We start from the raw sequence: 23175 nt of genomic DNA, 5'->3' as shown, positions 1-23175 counted from the left end.
CGGGGATTATAAAATGATGGGATTTTCTATCATGTTTACATCATCATTTCATTACATCATCATTTCCTTCCAGCTCTCGATCATGGTGGAAGCCTGTTCGTAATGAACCATCTGCCTGTCAACTTCCACGGAAATCATGGAAATGCCCTGCTCCTCGCATAATTTCTTTACGAATACATAGTCAAATTCTTCCGGATCACAGAACTTGGTCATAATCATCAATAGACCTGCGGCCTGATTTTCCTTCACCAGATTCACCACATAATCCACATGGCCTTTATAGCGGTTGTATAACAGAGAACAGTTATCCATCTCGGAGAACTTATTAACCAGTCCGTCAAGCGCTGTTTCCGCCGGTTTTACATCCGTTCTGTATTGTCTGGATTCGTGGAGCACATCGTCGGCCACGATCTTCATGTTATTGTCATCCAGGATTTTTAAAAGCGCCGGGCTGTCCGCTAAAATGCCGGAAGTCACGATCCTGATCTTATTGGAGGCGTCCTCGGGTTCCGCTTTTAAGACTTCATTTAATTCGCGTACCATTGCGGTATGTTCTTCTTTCAGCATGAAATAGGCGCTTTTGAACACGTCGTTCCGCTCCTGGGCCGTCATGCTGCGGGTTTTTGCCAGTTCTGCAAATTCACGCATAACCGCATTGTGCTCATTGTAAATATCATTGGATTTTGCCAGTTCCTCATCGGAAAATGTAAGGCCTGAGGCATTTTCCAGATCGGAAATCACTCTCTGGTATCCGGCTTTTGTAAACTTCTTTCCGGCTTCGATCTTACGGTTCTGAGGGTAATTCATCTGGATAAATGGAATCGACGGAACGGCAACTTTCCAGTTCTGTCCGATACTTCTCAGGGAATCGCACAGATGAGGGATCAAAATAGCGCAGGCCCCTTCATACTCGCCGGTAATTCCAAGTTCCAGCACAGACTGCAGAACACTGCAGATAAATGCGGGGAAATAACGTTTTGCTTCTTTTAACTGAAGGTCGGCTCCCCATGTGCCCATAGGAACCATGCCCATGGAATGTACGATTTCATCCGGCGTATATCCGGGAACGCAGAGGACGATCTTCTTTCCCTGCTCCTGATATTTCTCCATCTGCTTTTTAGGAGAAACAGCAATTTCATGAAAACGTGAGAATAACTCCTTTTTATCTGCCATCACTATCTGCCCTCCTCTTTCATTTTCTTGTTTTCATCCATCAGTTCCTGAAGGCCCTGGACCCTGGTCACATACTGGGCTTCTGAGAAGTTGCGGGGATCTGCCTGATCTCCGTCAAATGCCACCACCGGGATGCCGCAGAGTTCGCCTACCTGGCGGGTCATCTCGTAGTTGCTGCCGCTCCATGCTTTACAGGAACGGTTGGTGTGGACCAAAAGTCCTTCCGTATGTGTTTTCTTGCAAAGATCCGCCCGTAAGTCTCTGGAATGTTCCAGGCACACTCCGTTCGGCGTGGTGCAGTATGCATCGATCAAACCGTCGAAATCATCATAAATAAATGCAAATGCAGGAGCGTAAATGGTGGAAACCATATTGATTCCCCTCTCCTTCAAAGCGGAAGACGTGGCTCTTAAATACGGCCAGCAGGCGATTCCTTCAAACATGATCCTGTATTTCTCTTCCACACGGTATGTACTGGTTCCTTCGGCAATATTTTTCTTATATTCAGAAATCAAAAGTTCAAATGCCTCATAAGCTTCTTTTTTACCTCTGGCAACGGTGGCAACCGCCATATGGTTCATCAGGTCAAATCCATTAAATGGCGACGGCTGGTGTTCCGCGCAGTAGCAGGCTTCGAGCCATGCCTGGCTGGAACGTTTGCTGTTATACATGGCTTCTTTGAACTTCTCATCATCCCATTTTTTACCCAGAAATTCTTCCAGCTCGGCAACCAGATCCCACCACTGGCCTTTTACATAATCTCTGGTAGCTTCTGAAACTTCATAATCCTGATTAAAGGGGATATCCAGGAAAAACAGCGGGATATTGCACTCCCTCGCCAGGTTCTCGTACCATTTAAACATACAGTCGCAGATGTTGTTGCAGCAGAGCACATAATCCGGCATCGGCATCTCTTCTTCCGGGGCGGATTTCTCTTTCAGATATCCAAAATTGATTCTGGCATAGGCGCAGAGATCGTTGGAATAGCCCTGTCCTTCCGCGCTGGAACACAGACGTTCTCCGCCTCCCTTTGCTCCGATAACCGCTCCGTGGTTCTCGGGATAGCAGACATACAATCCCAATGTCTCAATAATCTCTACCGGAAAGTTGCTGGCACACCAGCCGATCTTTTCCCCTCTCTCTTTTGCGTCCCATACATCCTGTTTTTGTTTTGCCACGATCTGATTCAGTTTATATTTTGCTGAATTCGGGTCGATTGGACGGCGTGGTTTTTTGACTTCCTCTCCCATGAAATATTCCTCCTGATCTTGTTTACTTGTCGACAAGTTTTATACTTATAGAATACCATATTGTTAAATTTTTTTCAACTGCGGAAGTGGGAAAATGGGCTTGTTTTTATTGCTTATCCAACGAAAATTATGGTTCAGAACTTTCTATGAGTGGGGTGGGATTTTTATGTGGGAATTACTATGTATGATTTTCTATGTCTGGCTTTCTGGGATTGGTTTTCTAGGTTTGGTTCTCTGGGATTGGTTTTCTGGGATTGGTTCTATGGGGTTGGTTCTATGGGGTTGGTTCTATGGGGTTGGATTTCTATGTTTGGCTTTCTGGGGTTGGTTCTATGGGGTTGGTTCTCTGAGGTTGATTCTCTATATCTGGCTTTCTGTGTTTGGCTCTCTAAGTCTGGCTTTCTGAGAAAATCTATTGTATACTCTTATGTATATTAATATCTTTCAATGTTACAATGCAATGGCGCCTTGTCTCAAGGACGTACTATATATAATTCTGGTTCTAATGATGGCGTTCTTGCCCTCTGTCACTTTTATGCTGGAACCAGACACGCTGCATAAAAGGGCAGAAAGATAATGGCAATGAATATTCAAGCCTGCTCTTTTGTTCATTTATTATTTGATTTTGCACATTTATTAATTAACTTTGCACATTTATTATTTGATTTGGAAATGAGGGAATAATTGATGGAATATATGCCTAAGGAAGGTCCGCCCATACCTGTTGAAGAAATATTTCAGAATATTAAATACAGAATCCTTGATCTTGATTTAAAGCCGGGACAAAAAATCAGTGAACACCAGCTCTGTTCCGAATATTCCTGCACCCGCTCTACCATACGGGCTGTCATCAGCCGGCTGGTGCAACTGAATCTGGCCGCAGTTTACCCGCAGCGGGGGACATTTGTCAGCTATCTGGATACGGATTATATCGGAGATCTGATGCATCTTAGAACCTGCGTGGAAAAAGAGGCGATCTTTGGGTTGTTTGAATACCTGGATAAAAAGACGCTGAATCAGGTTATTAAGCAGATGGAGGCTAATATGGTAAAGCAAAGGGCCTTTATCGACCGCGATAAGTATGAATCTGAATTTTCCTGTCTGGATGATGAATTTCATGAGCTGATATTGAAGGGATTGAAAAAACAGACCATTTTGAAGGTGATCGAAGAACCTATGCTTCAGGTGAAACGGTGGAAGAATTTTGAGATTCCATTCGCCCATAAAATGCCGTCACTGATCCAGCAGCACCAGGCAATCCTGGATGCAGTTGGACAGCATGATCTGCTGGGGGCGCAGAAGGCGCTTACGGTTCATTTGGAGCAGGTGTTGGATATGAGTTTTATGGCGAAGGAGGCTTATCCGAGGTATTTTTTGAGGTGAGGAAATGGGACACCAAAGATTATTATAGGTAAAATATTACTATTATGTGATAACACTTTTTCTATGATCGCATTATCCTTCGAATTATTTTTCGAAGGATGCCTTCAATTTCTAATAAAAGCCGATCCTTCATAAGCATCATTATTATACACTCTACAATGTACACAAGTGCACCTATTATTACCAGTATTATGAGACCTCTAATTGAAATTGTTACCGACTTTTTAACTACAAGTATAATAACCATCATAATCAAACCAGATAAAATATATTTCAGAGATGTACTAACTGATTTCAGGCAAAAGTCCAATTTAACAGCACACAAAATATATAATAAACTTATTAATTCTGCAGAAATTGTACCAATTGCAGCTCCTACACCCTTTAAACTAGGTATTAGTAACAAATTGATAATGACATTAACAATTGCTCCAGCTAATGTCGCTGTGATATATGTCTTATCTCTCCCACGTGGCATCAATAATTGTGTTTTAAGAACATTTCCCCATGCAAGCAAAAAAAGATTTGGTGCTAACAATTGCATGATCCATATTGTTGTCAGAAACTCCATGCCAAAAAATACTGGAACAAAAACGTCCGCAACACCAATTATCCCAAACACCATTGCTGCGCAAAAGAGTGAAGAAAAATTGAATGACTTAACAATTAATCTATTACTTTCTTCTATTTTTCCATTAGCAATAAGATTAGCAGATTTAGGCAACATAACTTGTCCTAATGCATTAATAAATCCCAAGCAAATATTTATTATCTTATCAGCATTTTCATAATAGCCTACATCACTATATGTGCTAAGCCATCCCAGCATCATTTTATCCATAGTTCGATAAACGCTAACTGACAGTATTGGAATGAATAAAACCAGATTGGGTTTAATATGTTTTATTATGTCTCTATAATCAACTCTAACTAGTCTTACATATTGTCGCAATAGCAAAACTAAAGGAATATTTCCAATAAACGTTCCAGCAGATAAAATTAAACAATATTTCCAGATATCCTCTTTCTCTTTAACAAAAGTAAAAATTGAAACTAGTGTAATAAGCTTTATCACTATACTTCTCGTTACAGTTATACTGAAGTCTTCTAATCCCCAATAAAACCAAGTCAGATTTATTAACGTTGATAAAACAGGTAAAAATAGTATCCATCTAACGATCTGATTATTTTGAACTAAAAAAAGTGTATACAGGATATAAAAAATCGATACAATTACTCCAAGCACGACTTGCATGTAATAGATGCTTGAAAAAATATAATTCAACTCACTTTGATTATCACGTACACGGGCAATATAACGATTTCCATAATTTGTTAATCCAAGCATGGCAAACATAGCAAAATATGTAGCTATATTGTTAAAATATGAGTAAATACCCACTCCATCAGCACCTATGACCCTAGCCAAATATGGCGCCGTTAATAGTGGTGTCAATACTGTAAGCATCTGATAGGCTACGCTATAAATATAATTTGACTTTGCATTACCTTTTCGCATCATTGTTACCTTTTCTAAGAAGCCATTTCATTTTATACGCTATATCCAAACTGGCTTCGGCAATGGCATATAATTCAGTTTTCAATTTCATTTTCAAATCATATTCTGGATTGTTATGTTGCAACTTTATTCTTAAAGTATGGTTCATCTTATCAGAATACCAATGTGCCTCATCTCTATTTCGTAATCCCGCATAAGTAATATCTTTATACTGAGTAGGTATCATACCAAGAGCCAGGAAGTGGCTGGAATTCATACAAAAAAGTGATCGGCAATGAGAACCTATAGCACAAAAATCTATCGGTTTACTAATATCCGCAAAAATATCCTGTTTTATCCGCGAAGCATAGCAACGTGAAAATTTACCTGTAGCCAAGTTTAATTGACCACTCCAATCTCCAGCATAACAATATCCTATCTGTTTTTTTCCAAAATTCTTCATTGTAAAATCAAAGAGTGGAGAATCAAATTTTTTTCCAATTTCTAAATATTCTTCTGCAGTGTGCGAGGTCATTAGTTCAATATCGTTCGACAAATTATTTTCTTTTCTAGTAGCAGCTAATTGAGGAAGTGCTCCGATTTCTTTCTTACATATCTCTGATATCTCATCTAAATAAGGCTCATATTCATCGCAGAGATTAAGTTGCACTAAAAAAGAACACCCATTCTCTTTTACTTTCCTAACATTAGAATAAAATTCATTCAATTTTTCCGTTCTTTTAAGTTCAAGATAATGCAATGAGAACGCAAAATGAAGTCGTTCCTTATATTCAATTGGTAATTTCATTAATTCATCAAACCGCTTTGTAATCGTACCATTGGTAGTGAGATTTACATAATGCCCCTGTTTTAATATCTCATATGTAATATGCACTATTTCTTCTGGTATTAATGTTTCTCCTTCTCCGCAAATACTTAAATAGCAAATTCCACCTAGTCTTTCTTGAGAAAGACCTGCACCTATCCTCTCGGGCGAATACTTCAATTCAGGAATTTTCATATTTCTATTATCGCGCTGAATAATATAACAATAGCTACATTTTAAATTACATGCAGTAACTGGTAACAGGCATTCAAAAAAACGTTTAATTTCTTCCATACATCCTCCTAGCCATCTTGCATACATTCAATAATTTTTATACACTCATAATCTATTAGAGAATAGCTATATTCCTTTCTTTTACAATAGTTTATCAATTCTTTAATTGCTGAATCAAATTGACTAATATTATTCAAATACTGAATATAATCCAAATTAGATATCCATTCATAAACCCCATGAATTTTATGATTATAGTTTGCAAGTACAATACAAGGAGTTTTTGTCAATGCTGCAAAAACCATCCCATGCAATCTATCTGTAACAACAACCTTTGAGTTTTCAAATTGCGTCAGTTTCTGATTAACTGCTCCTATTCTTTCTGTTTTAGTAATACACGACCTAACGCATGTATCAGTATATCTAATATCAGAACAATACTTCAAACATTTTCTCTTAATATCCGCTCGTTGAGTTAATCCCAAAGCTGATTCTTTATCATGTCTCAAACACAGCAGTATTCCGTTCCTATCGTTCTTAATTTCTGGGATACGATATCGTAAAACAATATCTGGTATCAAATATACTTTATTATTCGGAAAAGACCTCTTCATCATTTCAAAAGATTTTCTTTCTCGTGCAAACAAGGTAAGATTTGCATTTTGTCCATATAGCTTTTCTGTTTTTTCTAATTCTTTATACCCCTTGGCCGTCTCGGTAAAGAACATCGTTTGCGGGAATAAAAATTGAACAGCTTCAATATGTTTAATCACATCCCTACGAATATTTTCAATATACATATACTGATTACCCAGATTTCCTCCTCCTTGTAAAACAATAAGATCTTTCTTTGTATTAACACGTTTAATCAAACTATCACGATATTTCCAATATTCCTCTTCGGTTACATCAATAACCTCATAATTAGAAAAATGTTCTTCCAAAAATTGTTGTGTTGACAGCGCAATTGCATGATCTCCAAGATTATCATGATCTGGGGTCCCAATTATATATATCTTATTCCTACTATCTTTCCAAAGTTTATTTATATCTCCTTTACTATTTACTTGCTTTACCACTCTTGTAATTTTGCTAATACTTTTAGTCATTAATTGATTAAACGAAATCATCACAGACTGCTTTCTCCGGTAATTTAATGCAAGTCTTGCTATTCTTCTAAACATTTTATGATTAGTATAGAAAACTGCTATTTTTGTTTTATTTCTACACAGTACACAAATATCTCTCTTATTATTCAACAAAAATGCCTCGACTTTTTTAAGTATATCCAAATATTCTTGTTTTTCAGGTATATGAATATAAGCTTGAATCGCCGAATCAACCAGAACCGGTAATGCCATCATTGCCATATCTGGATATCTATCCTTCAAGAAGTTATACTGATCTTTTCTCTGAATAAAAATATCAATATCAGCTTTAAATGAATGCATTCCAGTTATACCACCTTTACGAATCAAATAATTGTATGTTACTCTATTCGCTATATATATCGCTTCACACTGCTCAAATACTCGATAAGTGGTTCCAATATCCTCCCATAGCATACCAATTGGGTACTTTATTCCATTAAATACTTTTTTACGATAGGCTTTATTCCATGCATAATTATCAATTTTACCTTCTATTAATCCACGGAGAGCTTCTACTTTTGATAAATATTGAGGCATAAGTGCACAGCATACCTCAACTAAATTGTTTTCTTCATTAACCTTATTATAGCCAAATACAACAACATCAGCATTATTGCTTTCTAGGTCATATATTGCCGCATTACAGTAATCTGCATCAAGCCAATCATCACTATCAACAAAAAAGATATATTCACCATGTGAATATTTTAAGCCTTCATTTCTCGCATCAGACAGCCCGCCGTTCACTTTATGAACAACAGTAATCCTTGAATCTATCTGCCTATATTCATCACAAATTGCTCCACATGCGTCAGGTGAACCGTCATCAACAAGAATAATCTCTATATTTCTATATGTTTGCAAAAGGATACTATTAATGCATTTTCTAAGATACTTTTCAACTTTATATATGGGCACAATTATACTCGCTAGACCGCCTTCTTTATTCTTCATAGCTTTATACTCCTTACACATTTTCTTGTTTTGTATAATACACTCCAATAACATTAAGCAATGCTATAGCAAACAAAAAGTTGTAACTAAAGCATATTTCTACAAGAGAGCACACCACCATACTAATAATGTATGCAAAAATTGGATAGGCATAATCCACATTTTTTCTCTTTGCATTTAATATAGTTTGATAACATAAATAAATAAAAGCTAATGCACCAATAGCACCGTATTGAATTAAAATATGAAAGATTCCATTTTGCGCATTTCCATATCCTACTACCCGCATAACAACCTGACTTGAATCACCATAACCTATTAAAATACTCTCACGAATTATATATGTCAATTGAGGATATATTGCTATTCGTCCCGTTAGTGTCAGATCTTTACCTATCATAAGAACAAATTTTTGTATAACAGAATTAGCCAATAACATATTAGTTCCTATAAATAAATAGTTTAACGCAATTAGTGAAATAACAAATGTAATTGGTTTACAGATAAAATACTTTAGATTCTTCTTAAAGAAAATCAAAATCATAATTAATATACAGCCAATCAAGCCCGTACCACAGTTCATATACAGACAGAAAAATATATTGTACACGCCCAGAAAAATAAACTTAATCCTAGCCTCCCAGTTATTATTCAACTTCTCATCCTGATAACAACAGAACAAGAATGTATAAATCATATGTAAAAATACTACTGCAAACTTGTTGCCAGAAAAATACATTACCGCAGCTTGATCACTGCTTATAGAGGATGTGAGTCTTCCTGCATAAAGTACACTGGCATCATTTACAAGTAAGAAAACTAATGAAAAATAGTAAACTTTATCCATTAATGCTTTTACACCAAACCGCCGAGCATATCTGCTTGTAATACCGAAAAGATCAAAAATAAAGGTACATACTATAATAGTACCTAAAAGATCCTTATCTATCCCATAATTTATAATACCTGATATTAGTATTGTAAATATAAATGGCAAAGAACTTGCTTGCTCTTTGATATATTTCAAACAATTCTTTAACAGCAAATAAGATGTCAATATAACACAAATGTACAAACGTACCCTTGTCGTTACACTGGCTTCATTCCAAAAAACACGATTTAGGCCAGCAAACATCAAAAATAGCATTATATCGTCTATTTTAATTTTCAAGGTACAATTAACTTGTCTTTTCATGTTATTTTTCTGCCTTAATCTTTATTATTCTTAATTTGAGCGGGGACACCTATAAGTACTGCACCTTTCTCATAACAACTTTTTGTAACAACTGCACCTGCTCCAATTTTTACATTATCCGCTATATACACATTACCAATAACCACAGCGCCTACTCCAATATCAACGTTATTCCCAATAATTGGTGATTCTATATCTTTTCCATTGTTTCCAATGCAGTTCTGTCCATGAAGGCTACAATTCCGTCCTATTCTAGCGTATCCGCTTATTATTACAGAACCATAATGCCAAATATGTAAACCAGAATCACAAGTTCCAGCATAAATAAGAATCCCAAGCTCAGCACCTAAATTATTTTTTTTTCTTCTATAATAATACTTTGCAAACTTGTATTTTGCTCTTTCTTCTCTTCTAAGATAAAACACATATTTCCATAGTAAGTAGTTATGTTCATTGGTTAATCTGCTTATAAAAAACTGTTTTTTATCTTTGAAATATAGTTGTTTTTCGTTTTCTATTGTTTTATCCATATACAGTCCCTAATTTTCTCTTATTAGAATCAATAGCTGTAATACCCAAATAAGTCTATGCTCCATACAAAAATTGAAAACTTTTAATGTAACTTTATTTTTTCTATATGGATAGTTCCTCAAAACTTCTCTTACCTCTGCATTATCACAGATTCTAATTAGTTCTCTCCTCGGATTATCACTCTGTTTGACAGCTCTAACAATGCAGGATCTTACCCTTCCTAAGAATGTACGCTGCACTCTCAGGATGTAATCTTGCTCTTTCATGCTCAAACTAAGTTTTCTGCAAATCTCTTTATATAGGATAATTTCCTTTGTAAATCTTTCTTCGTTATACACAGACGTTAATGAATCCGCATTGTTTTTTCTATAATAATATAAACACTCATCAAGAAATGATACTCCGTATGAATTTGAGAGGTAATCAATATCAAAAATCATATCTTCTGATATAAATTGTCTCTCTGATGGAAATCGAATATTATTTCGGTTAATTATATCCATTGAATAAATACCATGCCACACTGAAACAGGCAACATAGTATCGACCGGATCATTAGGGAGTGCCCCCATCATTTCCAATAGAATCTTTTTCTGAACATCTTCACCAGAGTACATCTGACCTTTATAACGAATTGGTAATTTTTCTATATGCTCATCATCATAATAATTATAATGTCCACAAAAGGCTGTATCAGAGGCACCTAACCCACCAAGTAGTTTTTCAATAGCATTATGTTCAATAAAATCATCCGAATCAACAAATACTACATATTTCCCATGTGCAACATCTAATCCACTGTTTCTTGCCATTCCAAGCCCTGCATTAGCTTTATTTATAAGATGAATTCTATCATCCTTTTTAGACCAACTATCACAAATCAATGGAGACGTATCTTTAGACCCGTCATTGACGAGTATTATTTCTATATTTTTATAAGTTTGATTTACAACTGATTTTATGCATATATCAAGATACTTTTCAACATTATAAATAGGTAAAATAACTGATACTAAAGTGTTCTCCATTCTATAGCACCCTTATCTGCTTTCTATATAAATTTGGGCTAATCTCTCAAAATATGATTCCTCGTTAAATCTAGTTTCTGCAATGCGTCTTGCTTGCTTAGCCATTCTACATCTTAACGTATAGTTAAAAATCATCTCGGTAATTGCTTTTGCAATACCTTCAATATCTCCTGGTTCAACCAAAAAACCATTCTCCGCTTCCATTACCACTTCACTTATACTTCCTACTTGCGTGCTAATTACTGGCATACCGAAACTTAATGCCTCCAAAATAGAAACCGGTAACCCTTCATTATAAGATGGTAAGACGAATACTTGGTTTTTGGACAATTGTTTTATTTTTTCTTCACCAGCTATCCAACCCAAAAAATTCACATACTTATCAAGTTTATTTTTAGCAACGTATTCTCTCAGTATCACCTCTTCAGGTCCGGTACCCGCTATATTAAACTTTACTCGTTTGTTCCCTATTACCCCAGATTCTACAACCTTGACTACCGCCGAAAGTAAATCCGCAACTCCTTTTCTTTTAAACAAAACCCCTAAAAAAAGAAAATCTATAACATCTTCTGGCTGTTCAGTCGTATATTCTGGAATGCATACTGTATTATTTAAAACAGTTATTTTAGCTTTAACGGCAATTGAAGAAATGAAATTTCTCCATTCTTCACCCAATACAATTATCGTTGAACATCCTTCAAAAAATGCAGAAATGTTTTCTTTCTTTTTCTTAATACAACCATAGAAGTATTGTTGAAATTCTGAACCGTGCAGATGTGCTACTATCGAAATATTATTTTTTTTGCACAATTTATAAATTAAATATGCCCGTTCATAACTACCATGATGAGACATATGAATATGAACTACATCGGGTTTTTGCTTTTTTACATATTTCTTTATTTTATGATACGCAGATGCGAAAAACATAATTTTATTTACCACATTCCCACCATTATACGAAGGAATAAAACTCATACTTATTCCATCTTTTTCCCAATCATGTGTTAATAATTGGTCTATTACACTCGTAATTCCGCCATGTACGGATGGGTGATTTCCTATCATTAAGACTTTCACCTACTAACTCCTTTCAATAAAGTCAATCACCATATCATTGATCTTTTTATTATTTGAAACAAAAGTTTTAGGAATAAAGCTAGGAACCGATGAAAGTGCCTCTAAAAGTTCTTCCTTATTTTCCGCACTTAGTGTATATCCACTATTTGTAAATACATCTCTAAGTTCTAATTGATGATCATCCAAATGTTCTTTATATTTTTTCAATCTCGGAAACACAATCACCTTTTTCCCAAGTTTCAAAGGTGGGATCACACTTCCAGTACCTGCATGTGTAATAACTAAATCTGCCTGTTCTATATAAGTCTGAAACTCATCTCTTCCTATTAATTTAAAACTCTTGAAGTTTCTTGGAGAATAACTAGTGCTACCGATTTGAGCAACAATTTGCTTCCCATCAAGAATCTGTTCATCACACAGTTCATCAATAATTGTCAACAGTCGATCCATTTTATATTCCGACGCGCCTACACATACTAAAATCAATATATCCCCCCTCCATAAACAGCATCTGGTACAATTTTCAGTAATTCTTCCCATTGAACAATAAACAAATCCGAATACTTATAAAGCAATTCAGCAGTCTTATTTAATGATTTCATCCGAGCAAAGCTCTCAATATAGACTAGCTTTTTTCCCATAAAATGAGCAAGTAAACAGGTAGGTATCACTACTCCTGCTCCCGTTGTTATCACTACATCAGGCTGCTCTTTAATAAAAATCCAAAGCTGTTGTAAAGAAGTGTAACTAAACCGAAAAATGAATTGCAGCCTGTTTTTCCTATAAAAGTCGCCAACTAGGTACTTTTTCTCCTTAAATGAAGAAGTACTTATATTTCGTGGTAATACATAGTAATGATCAAACTTCTGAGCAACTGCTTTTAATTGTTTAATTTGCTCTAAATGCCCACCTGATGATGAAATAAAGCAAATTTTCTTTTTTTTATTCTCTTTCATTTTCGTAACTCTTTCTATGTGTCTATTCTAATCATGCAAGGATTTCCAATTAAAACGCTTTCACAAAATATGACTATAATATGTCTATAGTAGCTTATTTGGCCTGCCCCTATTTTTCCATCATATATTTTCAGGTTAGATTTTTAGTGATTAAAAATATGAAAACCCTTGCATAAATTTTACTTTTTCTTTATTCTGAAGTAAATAACACTATGGAATGACTTCTTTTTACAATATTCATGATTAAGCAACTTTAACTCATTTAATTCCATTTCTTTCAAGCCAACAGAATATCTGTATTATTCAAGGTCTGCCATAATATTTTGACACATTCCCTCTACCAATTACAATAAAATGCATTACGGAAATGGTCTTGGTCGATGAATTAAATATAGATGCATTTTAATCCCCCATGCCGGAGCGTTTTGATGTGCAAATTTTGCGTTGCGTAGGCTCGCGCTGCGAATTTCAGATTCTCAGCTGCGATTCAAATTTGTGGCTCCGGTACAAATTTAGGTGTAAAAAATAAGCCATCAGGATTAATTTTTCACACTAGTCCTTATCGATATTTGCCATCAATTACATCATTGTAAAATTTGACATATTTCTTTTTCATTATATCAGTATTATAAATTGTTTTTACATCTGAATAGGCATTTTCTATCAATTCAGAAGGAGGATTCCGCATAGCAGCTTTAATTCGTTGAGCATAATCCTCAGCTTGTTCACATAAATACCCGTTTATACCATTTTGGATTACACTCTTGTTACCCATCGTGTTACTTACCAAGCATAATTTTTTTATAAACATATTTTCAATAAGACTCATTGCTATTGCTTCACCAAAAGAACACAGTACATAAACATCAGCGCCTTTAGCAATTGCTAAAGCTTCTTTTCTTTCCTTCCATCCTGTAATCTCAATATTAGGTGCAGTAAGAAGGTGTTCTTGCGCTCCGTTACCGATCCAAACAAATTTAGCTTCAGGAACTAACTCTGCAATTTGATTAAATAAAGCAGGTTGCTTTTGGTTACATATCCTACCCAATGTAAATACAGTAAACTTTGTATTTTTTACTGGTTTAATCTTATCTAATGCAGTGGATAGCTCCTTCAAGTTTACACCAGTTTCAATATATGCCGTTTTCTCACAAAAAGTCTTAGCAACTTCATCCTCACTCTCGCAACATGTCAAAGTCATTGAGTTCGTTTGCCCTAATATTCTCTCTATAATTTCATAAATCAGCGTTCGTTTGCTTCGCCCCATTAAGATATGTGCATAACCATGGGGGGTATATATTACAGTATTGTATTTCCCTTTGAAAGCTATTCTTCCTATTCCTCCCGCAATAGACGAATGCAAATGGATAATATCAGGTTTTACTTCCTTTTCAATTTTTCGTAATTCCCCAATAACCTTAATGTCACTGCTGATACTTTTTATATTGCCAAATTTTTCAATTTCAATAAGGTTAATTCTATCATCCAAAAATATTTTATAATTCTTTGGTGTCTGAGGTCTTACTGAATACACCAAATATACATCAAATAAATCCACTATATCATTACAAAGCTGAGAAACATATGTAAAAACACCACCGCCAAATGCTTCACACACCATCAATATTTTTTTCATAATAAGAACTCCTTTGCCCTTTTACATAATCAAATGTTACTCAGCGCATATCTGTGAATTATCAATTGATCCAAAAAGTCAATTCAACAAGTCGATATATATTTAAAACTTGTATATTATTGATTATCTCCCTTATTATTTTCCTCTGGATAATTGGTAAATCGATTGAATACAATAAACTGTGCCTAATATCCTTAATCCCTTTGGAATATATCACGCGTATAAACTTTTTCCTTCACATCATCCAAACATTTGTCATAACGGTTTGCAATGATAGCCTGAGATTGTTTCTTAAACTTTTCCAAATTATTTACAACCTTATTTCCGCAGAAAGTGCTACCGTCTTGGAGCGTTGGTTCATAAATGACTACCACTGCCCCTCTTTCTTTTACACGCCTCATAACACCTTGAATACTACTTTGTCGAAAGTTATCCGAATTGCTTTTCATTGTAAGACGGTAAACACCAATAACTAGTGAATTTTCTTCACTAGTATTATAATAACCAGCCAGTTCCAGCACACGATCAGCAATGAAATCCTTGCGGGTACTATTACTCTCAACTATTGCTTTAATCAAGTTCTCAGGAACATCCCAGTAGTTGGCCAATAATTGTTTGGTATCTTTAGGCAGACAGTATCCGCCGTACCCAAAGGATGGATTGTTATAATGGTTACCAATCCGAGGATCAAGACAAACACCACTGATGATCTGTTGCGTGTTTAACCCCTTTATCTCTGCATAGGTATCCAGTTCATTAAAGTAGGAAATACGAAGTGCCAAATATGTATTGGCGAACAGCTTTACAGCTTCTGCCTCAGTAAACCCCATAAGCAGGGTATCAACCTCTTTCTTGATAGCCCCTTCCTGCAGAAGCTGCGAAAACACACGGGCAGCTTCTACTAAACGTTCGTCATCCATATCAGTACCAACGATTATTCTTGAAGGGAACAAATTATCATACAGAGCTTGCGATTCACGTAAAAATTCAGGACTGAAAATAATATTCTCACTCCCCGTCCTTTTTCTAATACTTGTCGTAAAACCAACAGGGATAGTTGATCTAATTACCATAATTGCATTTGAATTATATTCCATAACCTGTTTAATCACCGTCTCTACTATCGATGTATCAAAATACTGTGTTGTAGAATCATAATTCGTAGGAGTTGCGATTATAACATAATCAGCCATACTATATGCTTCCTTTGCTTCAAGAGTTGCAGTCAGGTTCAATTTTTTTTCAGCAAAATACTTTTCGATATAATCATCCTGAAACAACGATTTACGTTGATTAATCATTTCCACCTTTTCAGGAATGATGTCCACAGCATAAACCTTATGATACTGAGACAATAGTATAGCAATTGATAATCCTACATAACCTGTCCCAGCTACAGCAATTGTATATTTTTCATCCATAGTTGTTCCTCGCCTCACCTATAAAAACAGAAATTTGTACTCATACCGCTTCTATAAACCATATGATTTTCATAAAATAACTTAATTCCTGTCTCCAGTTCCTTTTTATCATTCCAGCCACACACAAACCTACCTCTTATAAACCACACTAAACGACCCCGACCCGCTGATATTCACCGTAATCTTCTTATTAGCCGCATCCACCACTGTCGGATTAATCAGCCGCCACAATCCGGTCGCATTGTCGTAGAACAATACCTGTACATTATCCAGGTTCTGGATCAGGTTGGGCACGTATAATGAAATTGCCACATCACCGGTCTTGGGCTGGTTCGAGTTCACATCCTTTGCTACGATTGCCTGTACCGCAGTCAGGGCGGAGTATCCGTTCAAATCCACATCCTTAACGGCTTCCGTCAGAGCCGTTCCTGCATTGATTGCGTTAATCGCTTCTACTGTCTGGGCCGGAAGTCCTGCGGTTGCCGCCTCACCGGTTGCAAATCCTATCTGGGTCTCTCCAATGACCGCTGTTCCTAATGCAGATGTGCCTCCTCCAGACGTTGTATCAGCTGCGCCTGCTCCTGCAATGTTGGTCAAATTGTTGGCCGCATTATTTACCGTATTGGTTCCAGCAGTCTGGTTGTTTGCAGTGGAGTTATCATTGTAATCCTCATAGTAACCATCACTGTCTCCATCATCAAAATTAACATCCGTATTAGGGCTTGGAGCCGCAAATGCGGCTGCAGGCTGGGACACCGCAAGGGCTGCTGTTAAAAATATACCTAACCATCTCTTTTTCATGTCATATCACCTATCCTTTCATTTATTTACTCTCAATAACCAGCCATTTTAATCTAATCTGCTGATTATTTACCTTTACGATATCGCAAATTTACGATATTCAGATATAACTTTGCTTTTAAATATGTTTCGATCAAACCTATAATACAAATCTAACGCCTTCTATTCCCCTCCGATTGCATCTTTAATACGTTTTCTGATTTACTCCCAACTACACCCTTGTACATCTCTAATAATCTCATAACACACATAGAAGATATCTCTAGTACGTGTCCAGTATACTTCTAATACGTCTCTAACAAACTCCTAATACATCTCCACATAAAACAATTCCAGCACCAACTGTATCAATCCATCCAGATCCACATGATACTCATCATATAAGTCTGTTTCCACCGCTTCCCCAGGCACGGTAAGAAAATCCCCGTCTTCCAGACTATCCTGGCTGTTCAGCACGGATAGAGCCATATCCAGATACTGGTCTTTCGGCATATTAGTTACCATATAGATTTGTAGTTGGTTCATCAAATCTGGAATCAGCTGGTCATTTTTGGACGCTGATTTTTTAACTGCTTCCAGATATCCCTGCATATACTGTTTCTGGCGGCTCATACGGCTGATTGCGGTCTGAGATTGGGTAATGTCACGGTAGCGGATGAACAGTTCTGCCTGCCCTCCTTGAAGAGTGACTGTTTTTCCCTTCTGGAGTTCAGGATCCCGTTTTTCCAGCCCATCATCCTGTATGGTCACCGTCACTCCCCCTGCGGCATCATTTAAAACCGGAATTGCGCTCATGTTCACAGCCGCATATCCATCAATTTTCAATCCGCCAAGCAGATTGGATACCGCTTCTGCCATCAGTTCGCAGCTCTTTTCCCTTCCGTCCCCATAGGCATAAGCCAGGGTCAAATGCTGAACGTCTTTTCCGAGTTCATTTCCCGAAAGGTCGAATAAGGTGATCTCAGTCATGGTATCCCTGGGTATCATTAAAATCTTTACCCGGTCCCTGGCCGCATCCTGGGCCACTAAAAATACTCCGTCTGCCTGGCCGCCCTGACCGGATGCCGTGTGGGATTCCATCTCCCCTTTTGTGTCCACACCGATGCAAAGGATGGCGCGCATGGCCGTGTTTCTGCGGTAGGTCTTTCCCTGATAATGTATTTTCCCGTTTCCATTATCGCGGCCTTCCGGGAGCACATCACTGTCCTGAGTTATACTGTTTATGTCTGTGCTTTTGTCTGTACTTTTATCTATACTTTTATCTCTGCTTTTATCTGCACTTTTATCTGTGCTTTTATCTGCGCTTTTATCTGCGCTTTTGTCCGCGCTTTTATCTGCGCTTTTGTCTGCATTTTTATCTGCGCTTTTGTCTGCGCTTTTATCTGCGCTTTTGTCTGTGCTTTTATCTATGCTCATATCTGTGCTTTTATCTATGCTCATGTCTGCGCTTATTTCTGTGCCTTTATCTGCGCGTTCAACTTGCTCATGGGCAGCCAGCTTCTCTCTGGCCGCCCTGCTGGCTTGATAGGAACCGTAACTAAATTTCACGAACCAGCCCATAAAGCACAGAACAACGAAAACCGCACCTGCTGTATACAAGTAACTCTTCTTATATCTCTTCTTCATTTCACCATGCCAAGCGGCCGTCTATAAAGCGAACCATTTTCATTCATTTTTCCACCTGCTAAAAAAGCCGTCCCCATTCTTTTTTCCACTACTAAAAGAACTATTCTTCTTCTCTGTTCCACCCACTAAAAAAGCCATCCCCATTCTCTGTTCCACCCATTAAAAAAACCATCCCCATCCTCTGTTCCACCTATTAAAAGAACCATCCCCATCCTCTGTTCCACCTGCCAAAACACCCTTTTCCTTCATTTTCCTCCATCGTTTTCCCAACTCACCTTCCCCCCTCAGGAAGCCCCTCTCCGAAACAGCACCACATACACCGTCTGTATCAGCAAACGGATATCCAGCCACACCGACCACTTGTCGATATATTCCAGATCCAGGCTCACCACTTCTTCGAAATCGTAAATACTGCTTCTGCCGCTTACCTGCCACAAGCCGGTAATTCCGGGTTTTAGGCTCAGGCGCCGTTTATGACGCTCTTCATACTGCAAAAATTCATCTTCCGTAGGCGGCCTCGTACCTACCAGGCTCATTTCACCTTTGAGAACATTGAAAAACTGGGGGAATTCGTCCAGACTGGTCTTTCTGAGAAATTTTCCCACTTTGGTGATTCTGGGGTCGTCCTTTATCTTAAACATCAGGCCCTTCATCTCGTTCTGCTTCATCAGCTCTTTTTTCCGCTCTTCCGCATCCTCATACATGGTCCGGAATTTATAGATCTGGAAACGGCGGCCATTCCGGCCGATCCGCACCTGTTTAAATATAGCCGGGCCAGGGGATTCCAGGTGGATTGCAGGTACGATCACTATGCTTAACAGGATGGTAATCAGAGATCCTATTGCCCCTCCCACCACATCCATGGCCCGTTTTATAAATAATTCCGTAGGTTCAAAGATCCTGGGGCTGTAAGTCAGAACCCGGTAAGCCCCCAGCCGCTCGATTGCCTTTTCCTGATGGTCATAAGTATCCACCGCCACATGCGTTTCGATTCCCATAGTCTCCAGCCGGACGATAAAATCATTTATCTCTCCCCGTGTGCTGAAAGGCATGCACAGAAGCGCTTCATCAATTACCTGATGTTTCAAAAACTCCCTCAGCTTTTCCCTGCTCAGTACAATCCGTTCGCCTCGGGGCCCCTGTTCAATCTGATGTATCCTGATCTCTTTTCCATTACCCTTTTTACCCACTTCCACAACTGCAGTCACTTCATATTCAATCAGGGACGAATGGACAAACGTATCAATCGCCGCGATCAGATTTTCCTGATTGGCACAGATCAGCAGTTTTTTCCGGTTTCCGGATTTCTTATAATAAGCCCGCAGAAACCTCTTTAAATAAAACCGGCCAACATACATCAAAACAGTATTCAATACAAAAAAGGTGATATATACGGAGCGTGGAAACAGGTTCCCAGCCCGGTTTAAATACAAAATAAGGGACAGCAGAAGCGCCATGTACAGATTTGCGGACAGCACAATCTGAAGTTCGTCCCAGCCACTCCGTTTCATCAATGGTTTTGGCGCCTGGCAGACCAGAACGATGACCATATAAACAAATATCATCAAAATACAGCCATACCATGCATCGGATATCATCCTTCCCTGCACCACTCTGTACCTCAAAAGAACCGCCAGTACAAAGGAAATGATGATCTCGCAAATATCAAACAATATGTAAAAAGACCTGTTTTTCACAAGCATGATTCACCCCTCCGTTTCCTCCTTTGTATTGCAGGCCGTACACCATGCCGACGGGTCTGAAATGACTTTCTTACTGCCTTTTTCCTGCCTTCTCATACTCTTTTCCATACTTGCCGTATCTGCCGTATTTCCCATAATAGCGGTAATAACCGCAGTGATTCACCGTAATCTTATTCAGAACCGTTCCCAAAATCCGGCAGCCGCTCTTTTCCAGCTGGGCCTTAACCTTCTGCAGAAGGCGGAAACTAATAGCTCCGCTTTCAATCACCATCACCACACCGTCGCAGTGCCTTGCCACAATGGCGCCGTCAATCAGATTTCCCATAGGCGGCGTATCAATCACCACGTAGTCATAGGCGTCCCTAGCCCAATCCAGCAGGTTCCCAAATTGTTCTTCCTCCAAAAGCTCTGCCGGGTTTGGCGAATAGGGCCCGGCAAACATGATCTCCAGACCGTTTACATTGGACTGGTAGACAGCCTCTTCTCTGGTTATCTGGCTGCTCAAATACTGGGACAGGCCATTTACTTCCCGGTCCGGCTGGTATCTGGATACCAGAACCGATTTTCGGATGTCCGCATCTATCAGCAGCACATGTTTTCCAAGCTGTGCAAGGGACGCGGCCAATTGGAAAGAAATTTCGCTCTTTCCTTCATTGGAAACGGAACTGGTGAACATGATCAGCCGGATACTGCTTCCTGAAAACTGGATGTTGGTCCGCAGCGTTTTGATCGCTTCCACAAAGTTATAGTCAGTTACCTCATATTGGGAGAGACTGATTTTATTTTCCATTGGCTTTGCCCGCCTTTCTTCTTGATGTCTTCCGTTTTTTCTGTGATTGGCTCCGGTCATCGTCACCCACCGATTCCTTGGACGGGATGACTGCCAGAACCGGCAGTTCCAGATATTTTTTGATATCCTCTTCCGTCTTAATGGTATCGTTCAATATCACGCTCAAGGTAATTGCCGCGCAGACGAAAAACAGAGCTGCCAGACCGCCTGCGGCTGCATTCTTCTTCACGTTGGGACTGGTTTTTTCCGTCGCCACAACGCCGTCCTCGATCATTTTGGGCGGCACCATTTCCATGATCTCCCCAATATAATCGGAAGCTTCCACAGCAATGCTGTCCACAATCTCTTTTGCCAGATACGGATCAGAATCTTTAACAGAAATGATGAGAATCCGTGTATTGTTTGGATTGTCGATTGATATTTTTCTGCGAAGTTCTTTGTAATCCATATCCAGATTCATCTTTACCACCACATTCTGCAAAACCGGGCGGCTGTTTACCATCACTTTATAATCCTGGGTCAGCTGGCTTCCGATCTGAAGATCCGCCAGAGAAGTCAGGGTGGTTTCCTTGGACAGCACATATAAACTGGCGCTGGAGGTATACTGGGGTGTCAGCACAAAATAGCTGTAAGCCCCCGCCAGTCCACCGCCCAAAATCAGCGCCATCAAAAGAACCCACCATCTCCGCTTTAATTCAAACAGCAGCTCCCGTAAGTCAATTTCAATTTCGTCCTGATCCTCGTTAAATCTCTTTTCCATAAATAATTCGGTTCCTTTACTATGTTATCTGTCGTTTTTTCAGGCTTTGCGGGCCGTCAAATGCAGTCTGTTTCCGTCCTCCCACTGCCTACCGGACATTTTAAAGCAGAATTTCCATCGGATTAACGACCGTCAACCGTTTTGCCTGTTCTTTCCCGCATTTGTCATAGATCCATTTCACAGACTTCTCAATATCCGGCGGCCGGAAATCGGTCCGGTGCATGTCTGTTCCAAAAAACCGGATATTACCTTCCAGGACCATTCTCCTGCACCAGGATATTTCTCTCCTCTGCCGGAACCCTCCCCTCAGGCTGTCAAAATTCATCTGCATATATGCACCGGATTTACGAAGTTCTTCAATCCGTCCAGGGGCCTTCAGACACGGGTATCTCTCCACATGAGCCAGCACCGGACGGTAACGCATTAAAACCATCTGCCTTACTGCCTGATAAATAGTTTCATAAGAAATGTCCGGCACAAATTCTATTAAAAAGCAGTCAGAATCCGCCAACGGCACGGCCTTTCCCGCAGATACTGCATCGAACACCCCATTATAGTAAATCAGCTCCTGGCCTGCATATATATGCATGTCGGGAAACATCTTATCGGCTTCGCTCTGCACCCTGCCGGCCAGTTCACGGATTCCATCCGGATCCACGTAATATTTTCCTCTGTGATAATGGGGCGTGGCTATTAAAACGCGTATTCCCTGTATGTAAGCCAGTTTCAGCAGTTCTCTTGTTTCTTCCATATTCCCTGCCCCATCGTCAATGCCCGGCAGGATATGGGTATGCACATCGATCACCGGTTCCATGTTTTCTCCCTTTCCGCCCAATCCTTCCAGCTCTCTTCACTTTCGGCCAAAATCGTAATTATACGATAATTATGATATAAAAATTACCACATAATCGGAATTATGTAGTAAGTCTCAAAGCGATTTTTTTACAATACAAACATAAAACGGTTTTAGCAAATATTTAAAAATACGATTTCCATAAAATTGCAGGCCCAGGCGTCAAAATGAATCTGTTTTTCGCACACTGTTTAGGACAAATAATGATTGGTTCAGTCTGTTTCTCTGAATAGCTCTTGATGCTCTAACCTATTATGCAATCTTTCGGCAAAAAATTCAAGTCTTATCGTAATTTTACTACACTATTATATAACGCAACATAAAAA

At 38.6% G+C, this 23175-nt stretch carries 20 protein-coding genes; 1 reads left to right on the top strand and 19 read right to left on the bottom strand.

Features of this window, described 5'->3' with window-relative positions:
• Positions 1-51: 51 nt before the first annotated feature.
• Positions 52-1173: a 2-hydroxyacyl-CoA dehydratase family protein gene (locus tag GPL15_RS11285; RefSeq protein WP_215698777.1), complete on the bottom strand. Its 1122-nt coding sequence runs from the start codon at positions 1171-1173 to the stop codon at positions 52-54.
• Between the two features lie 2 nt (positions 1174-1175).
• On the bottom strand, positions 1176-2423 hold the full coding sequence (locus GPL15_RS11280) for a 2-hydroxyacyl-CoA dehydratase (protein ID WP_215698776.1): 1248 nt from the start codon (positions 2421-2423) through the stop codon (positions 1176-1178).
• A 687-nt stretch (positions 2424-3110) separates the two neighbouring features.
• Between GPL15_RS11280 and GPL15_RS11275 the strand changes: the two genes are divergently transcribed.
• Positions 3111-3806 (top strand): GntR family transcriptional regulator, encoded by a 696-nt coding sequence (locus GPL15_RS11275; protein ID WP_252198322.1) that lies wholly within the window; start codon positions 3111-3113, stop codon positions 3804-3806.
• A gap of 61 nt (positions 3807-3867) precedes the next feature.
• Here the strand turns inward: GPL15_RS11275 and GPL15_RS11270 are convergent, their stop codons facing one another.
• From GPL15_RS11270 to GPL15_RS11190, 17 genes are all read right to left on the bottom strand, one after another.
• Positions 3868-5328 carry a flippase gene (locus GPL15_RS11270; RefSeq protein WP_215698774.1) on the bottom strand — a complete coding sequence of 487 codons (1461 nt, stop codon included), beginning with the start codon at positions 5326-5328 and terminating at the stop codon, positions 3868-3870.
• Complete coding sequence (locus tag GPL15_RS11265) at positions 5312-6424, bottom strand: radical SAM protein (protein WP_215698773.1); 1113 nt, start codon at positions 6422-6424, stop codon at positions 5312-5314. The genes GPL15_RS11270 and GPL15_RS11265 overlap by 17 nt, the downstream gene beginning before the upstream one ends.
• An 8-nt stretch (positions 6425-6432) precedes the next feature.
• Positions 6433-8469, bottom strand: coding sequence for a glycosyltransferase (locus tag GPL15_RS11260; RefSeq protein WP_215698772.1), 2037 nt, complete (start codon positions 8467-8469; stop codon positions 6433-6435).
• A gap of 13 nt (positions 8470-8482) precedes the next feature.
• Positions 8483-9664 (bottom strand): O-antigen ligase family protein, encoded by a 1182-nt coding sequence (locus GPL15_RS11255; protein ID WP_215698771.1) that lies wholly within the window; start codon positions 9662-9664, stop codon positions 8483-8485.
• Positions 9665-9678: 14 nt separating this feature from the next.
• The gene (locus GPL15_RS11250) at positions 9679-10194 is read right to left on the bottom strand and encodes a serine acetyltransferase (RefSeq protein ID WP_215698770.1); all 516 of its coding nucleotides are present in this window, start codon (positions 10192-10194) and stop codon (positions 9679-9681) included.
• A 9-nt stretch (positions 10195-10203) separates the two neighbouring features.
• Positions 10204-11223: a glycosyltransferase gene (locus GPL15_RS11245; RefSeq protein ID WP_215698769.1), complete on the bottom strand. Its 1020-nt coding sequence runs from the start codon at positions 11221-11223 to the stop codon at positions 10204-10206.
• Between the two features lie 12 nt (positions 11224-11235).
• Positions 11236-12303, bottom strand: a complete 1068-nt coding sequence (locus tag GPL15_RS11240) for a glycosyltransferase family 4 protein (protein WP_215698768.1) — start codon at positions 12301-12303, stop codon at positions 11236-11238.
• Positions 12304-12306: 3 nt separating this feature from the next.
• Positions 12307-12843 (bottom strand): PssE/Cps14G family polysaccharide biosynthesis glycosyltransferase, encoded by a 537-nt coding sequence (gene pssE / locus GPL15_RS11235; protein WP_275950472.1) that lies wholly within the window; start codon positions 12841-12843, stop codon positions 12307-12309.
• Positions 12786-13259: a PssD/Cps14F family polysaccharide biosynthesis glycosyltransferase gene (gene pssD, locus GPL15_RS11230; protein WP_215698766.1), complete on the bottom strand. Its 474-nt coding sequence runs from the start codon at positions 13257-13259 to the stop codon at positions 12786-12788. The genes pssE and pssD overlap by 58 nt, the downstream gene beginning before the upstream one ends.
• Before the next feature lie 559 nt (positions 13260-13818).
• Entirely contained in the window at positions 13819-14895 is a 1077-nt protein-coding gene (locus GPL15_RS11225) for a glycosyltransferase (RefSeq protein WP_215698765.1), read from the bottom strand.
• Between the two features lie 194 nt (positions 14896-15089).
• Positions 15090-16316 carry a nucleotide sugar dehydrogenase gene (locus GPL15_RS11220; RefSeq protein WP_215698764.1) on the bottom strand — a complete coding sequence of 409 codons (1227 nt, stop codon included), beginning with the start codon at positions 16314-16316 and terminating at the stop codon, positions 15090-15092.
• A gap of 129 nt (positions 16317-16445) precedes the next feature.
• Positions 16446-17117 carry a hypothetical protein gene (locus GPL15_RS11215; RefSeq protein ID WP_215698763.1) on the bottom strand — a complete coding sequence of 224 codons (672 nt, stop codon included), beginning with the start codon at positions 17115-17117 and terminating at the stop codon, positions 16446-16448.
• Between the two features lie 306 nt (positions 17118-17423).
• Complete coding sequence (locus GPL15_RS11210; RefSeq protein ID WP_252198311.1) at positions 17424-18743, bottom strand: LCP family protein; 1320 nt, start codon at positions 18741-18743, stop codon at positions 17424-17426.
• A gap of 284 nt (positions 18744-19027) precedes the next feature.
• The gene (locus tag GPL15_RS11205; RefSeq protein ID WP_215698762.1) at positions 19028-20446 is read right to left on the bottom strand and encodes a sugar transferase; all 1419 of its coding nucleotides are present in this window, start codon (positions 20444-20446) and stop codon (positions 19028-19030) included.
• Between the two features lie 70 nt (positions 20447-20516).
• Positions 20517-21236, bottom strand: a complete 720-nt coding sequence (locus tag GPL15_RS11200) for a CpsD/CapB family tyrosine-protein kinase (RefSeq protein ID WP_215698761.1) — start codon at positions 21234-21236, stop codon at positions 20517-20519.
• Positions 21226-21996 carry a Wzz/FepE/Etk N-terminal domain-containing protein gene (locus GPL15_RS11195; RefSeq protein WP_215698760.1) on the bottom strand — a complete coding sequence of 257 codons (771 nt, stop codon included), beginning with the start codon at positions 21994-21996 and terminating at the stop codon, positions 21226-21228. Before GPL15_RS11195 ends, GPL15_RS11200 begins: the two co-directional genes overlap by 11 nt.
• A 100-nt stretch (positions 21997-22096) precedes the next feature.
• Entirely contained in the window at positions 22097-22810 is a 714-nt protein-coding gene (locus GPL15_RS11190) for a CpsB/CapC family capsule biosynthesis tyrosine phosphatase (protein WP_215698759.1), read from the bottom strand.
• Between the last annotated feature and the right edge of the window lie 365 nt (positions 22811-23175).

Origin of the sequence: Clostridium sp. MCC353 (genome assembly GCF_018785315.1) — a bacterium.
Lineage (GTDB): Bacteria > Bacillota > Clostridia > Lachnospirales > Lachnospiraceae > CHH4-2.
This window is presented reverse-complemented; position numbering and strand designations above follow the sequence as displayed.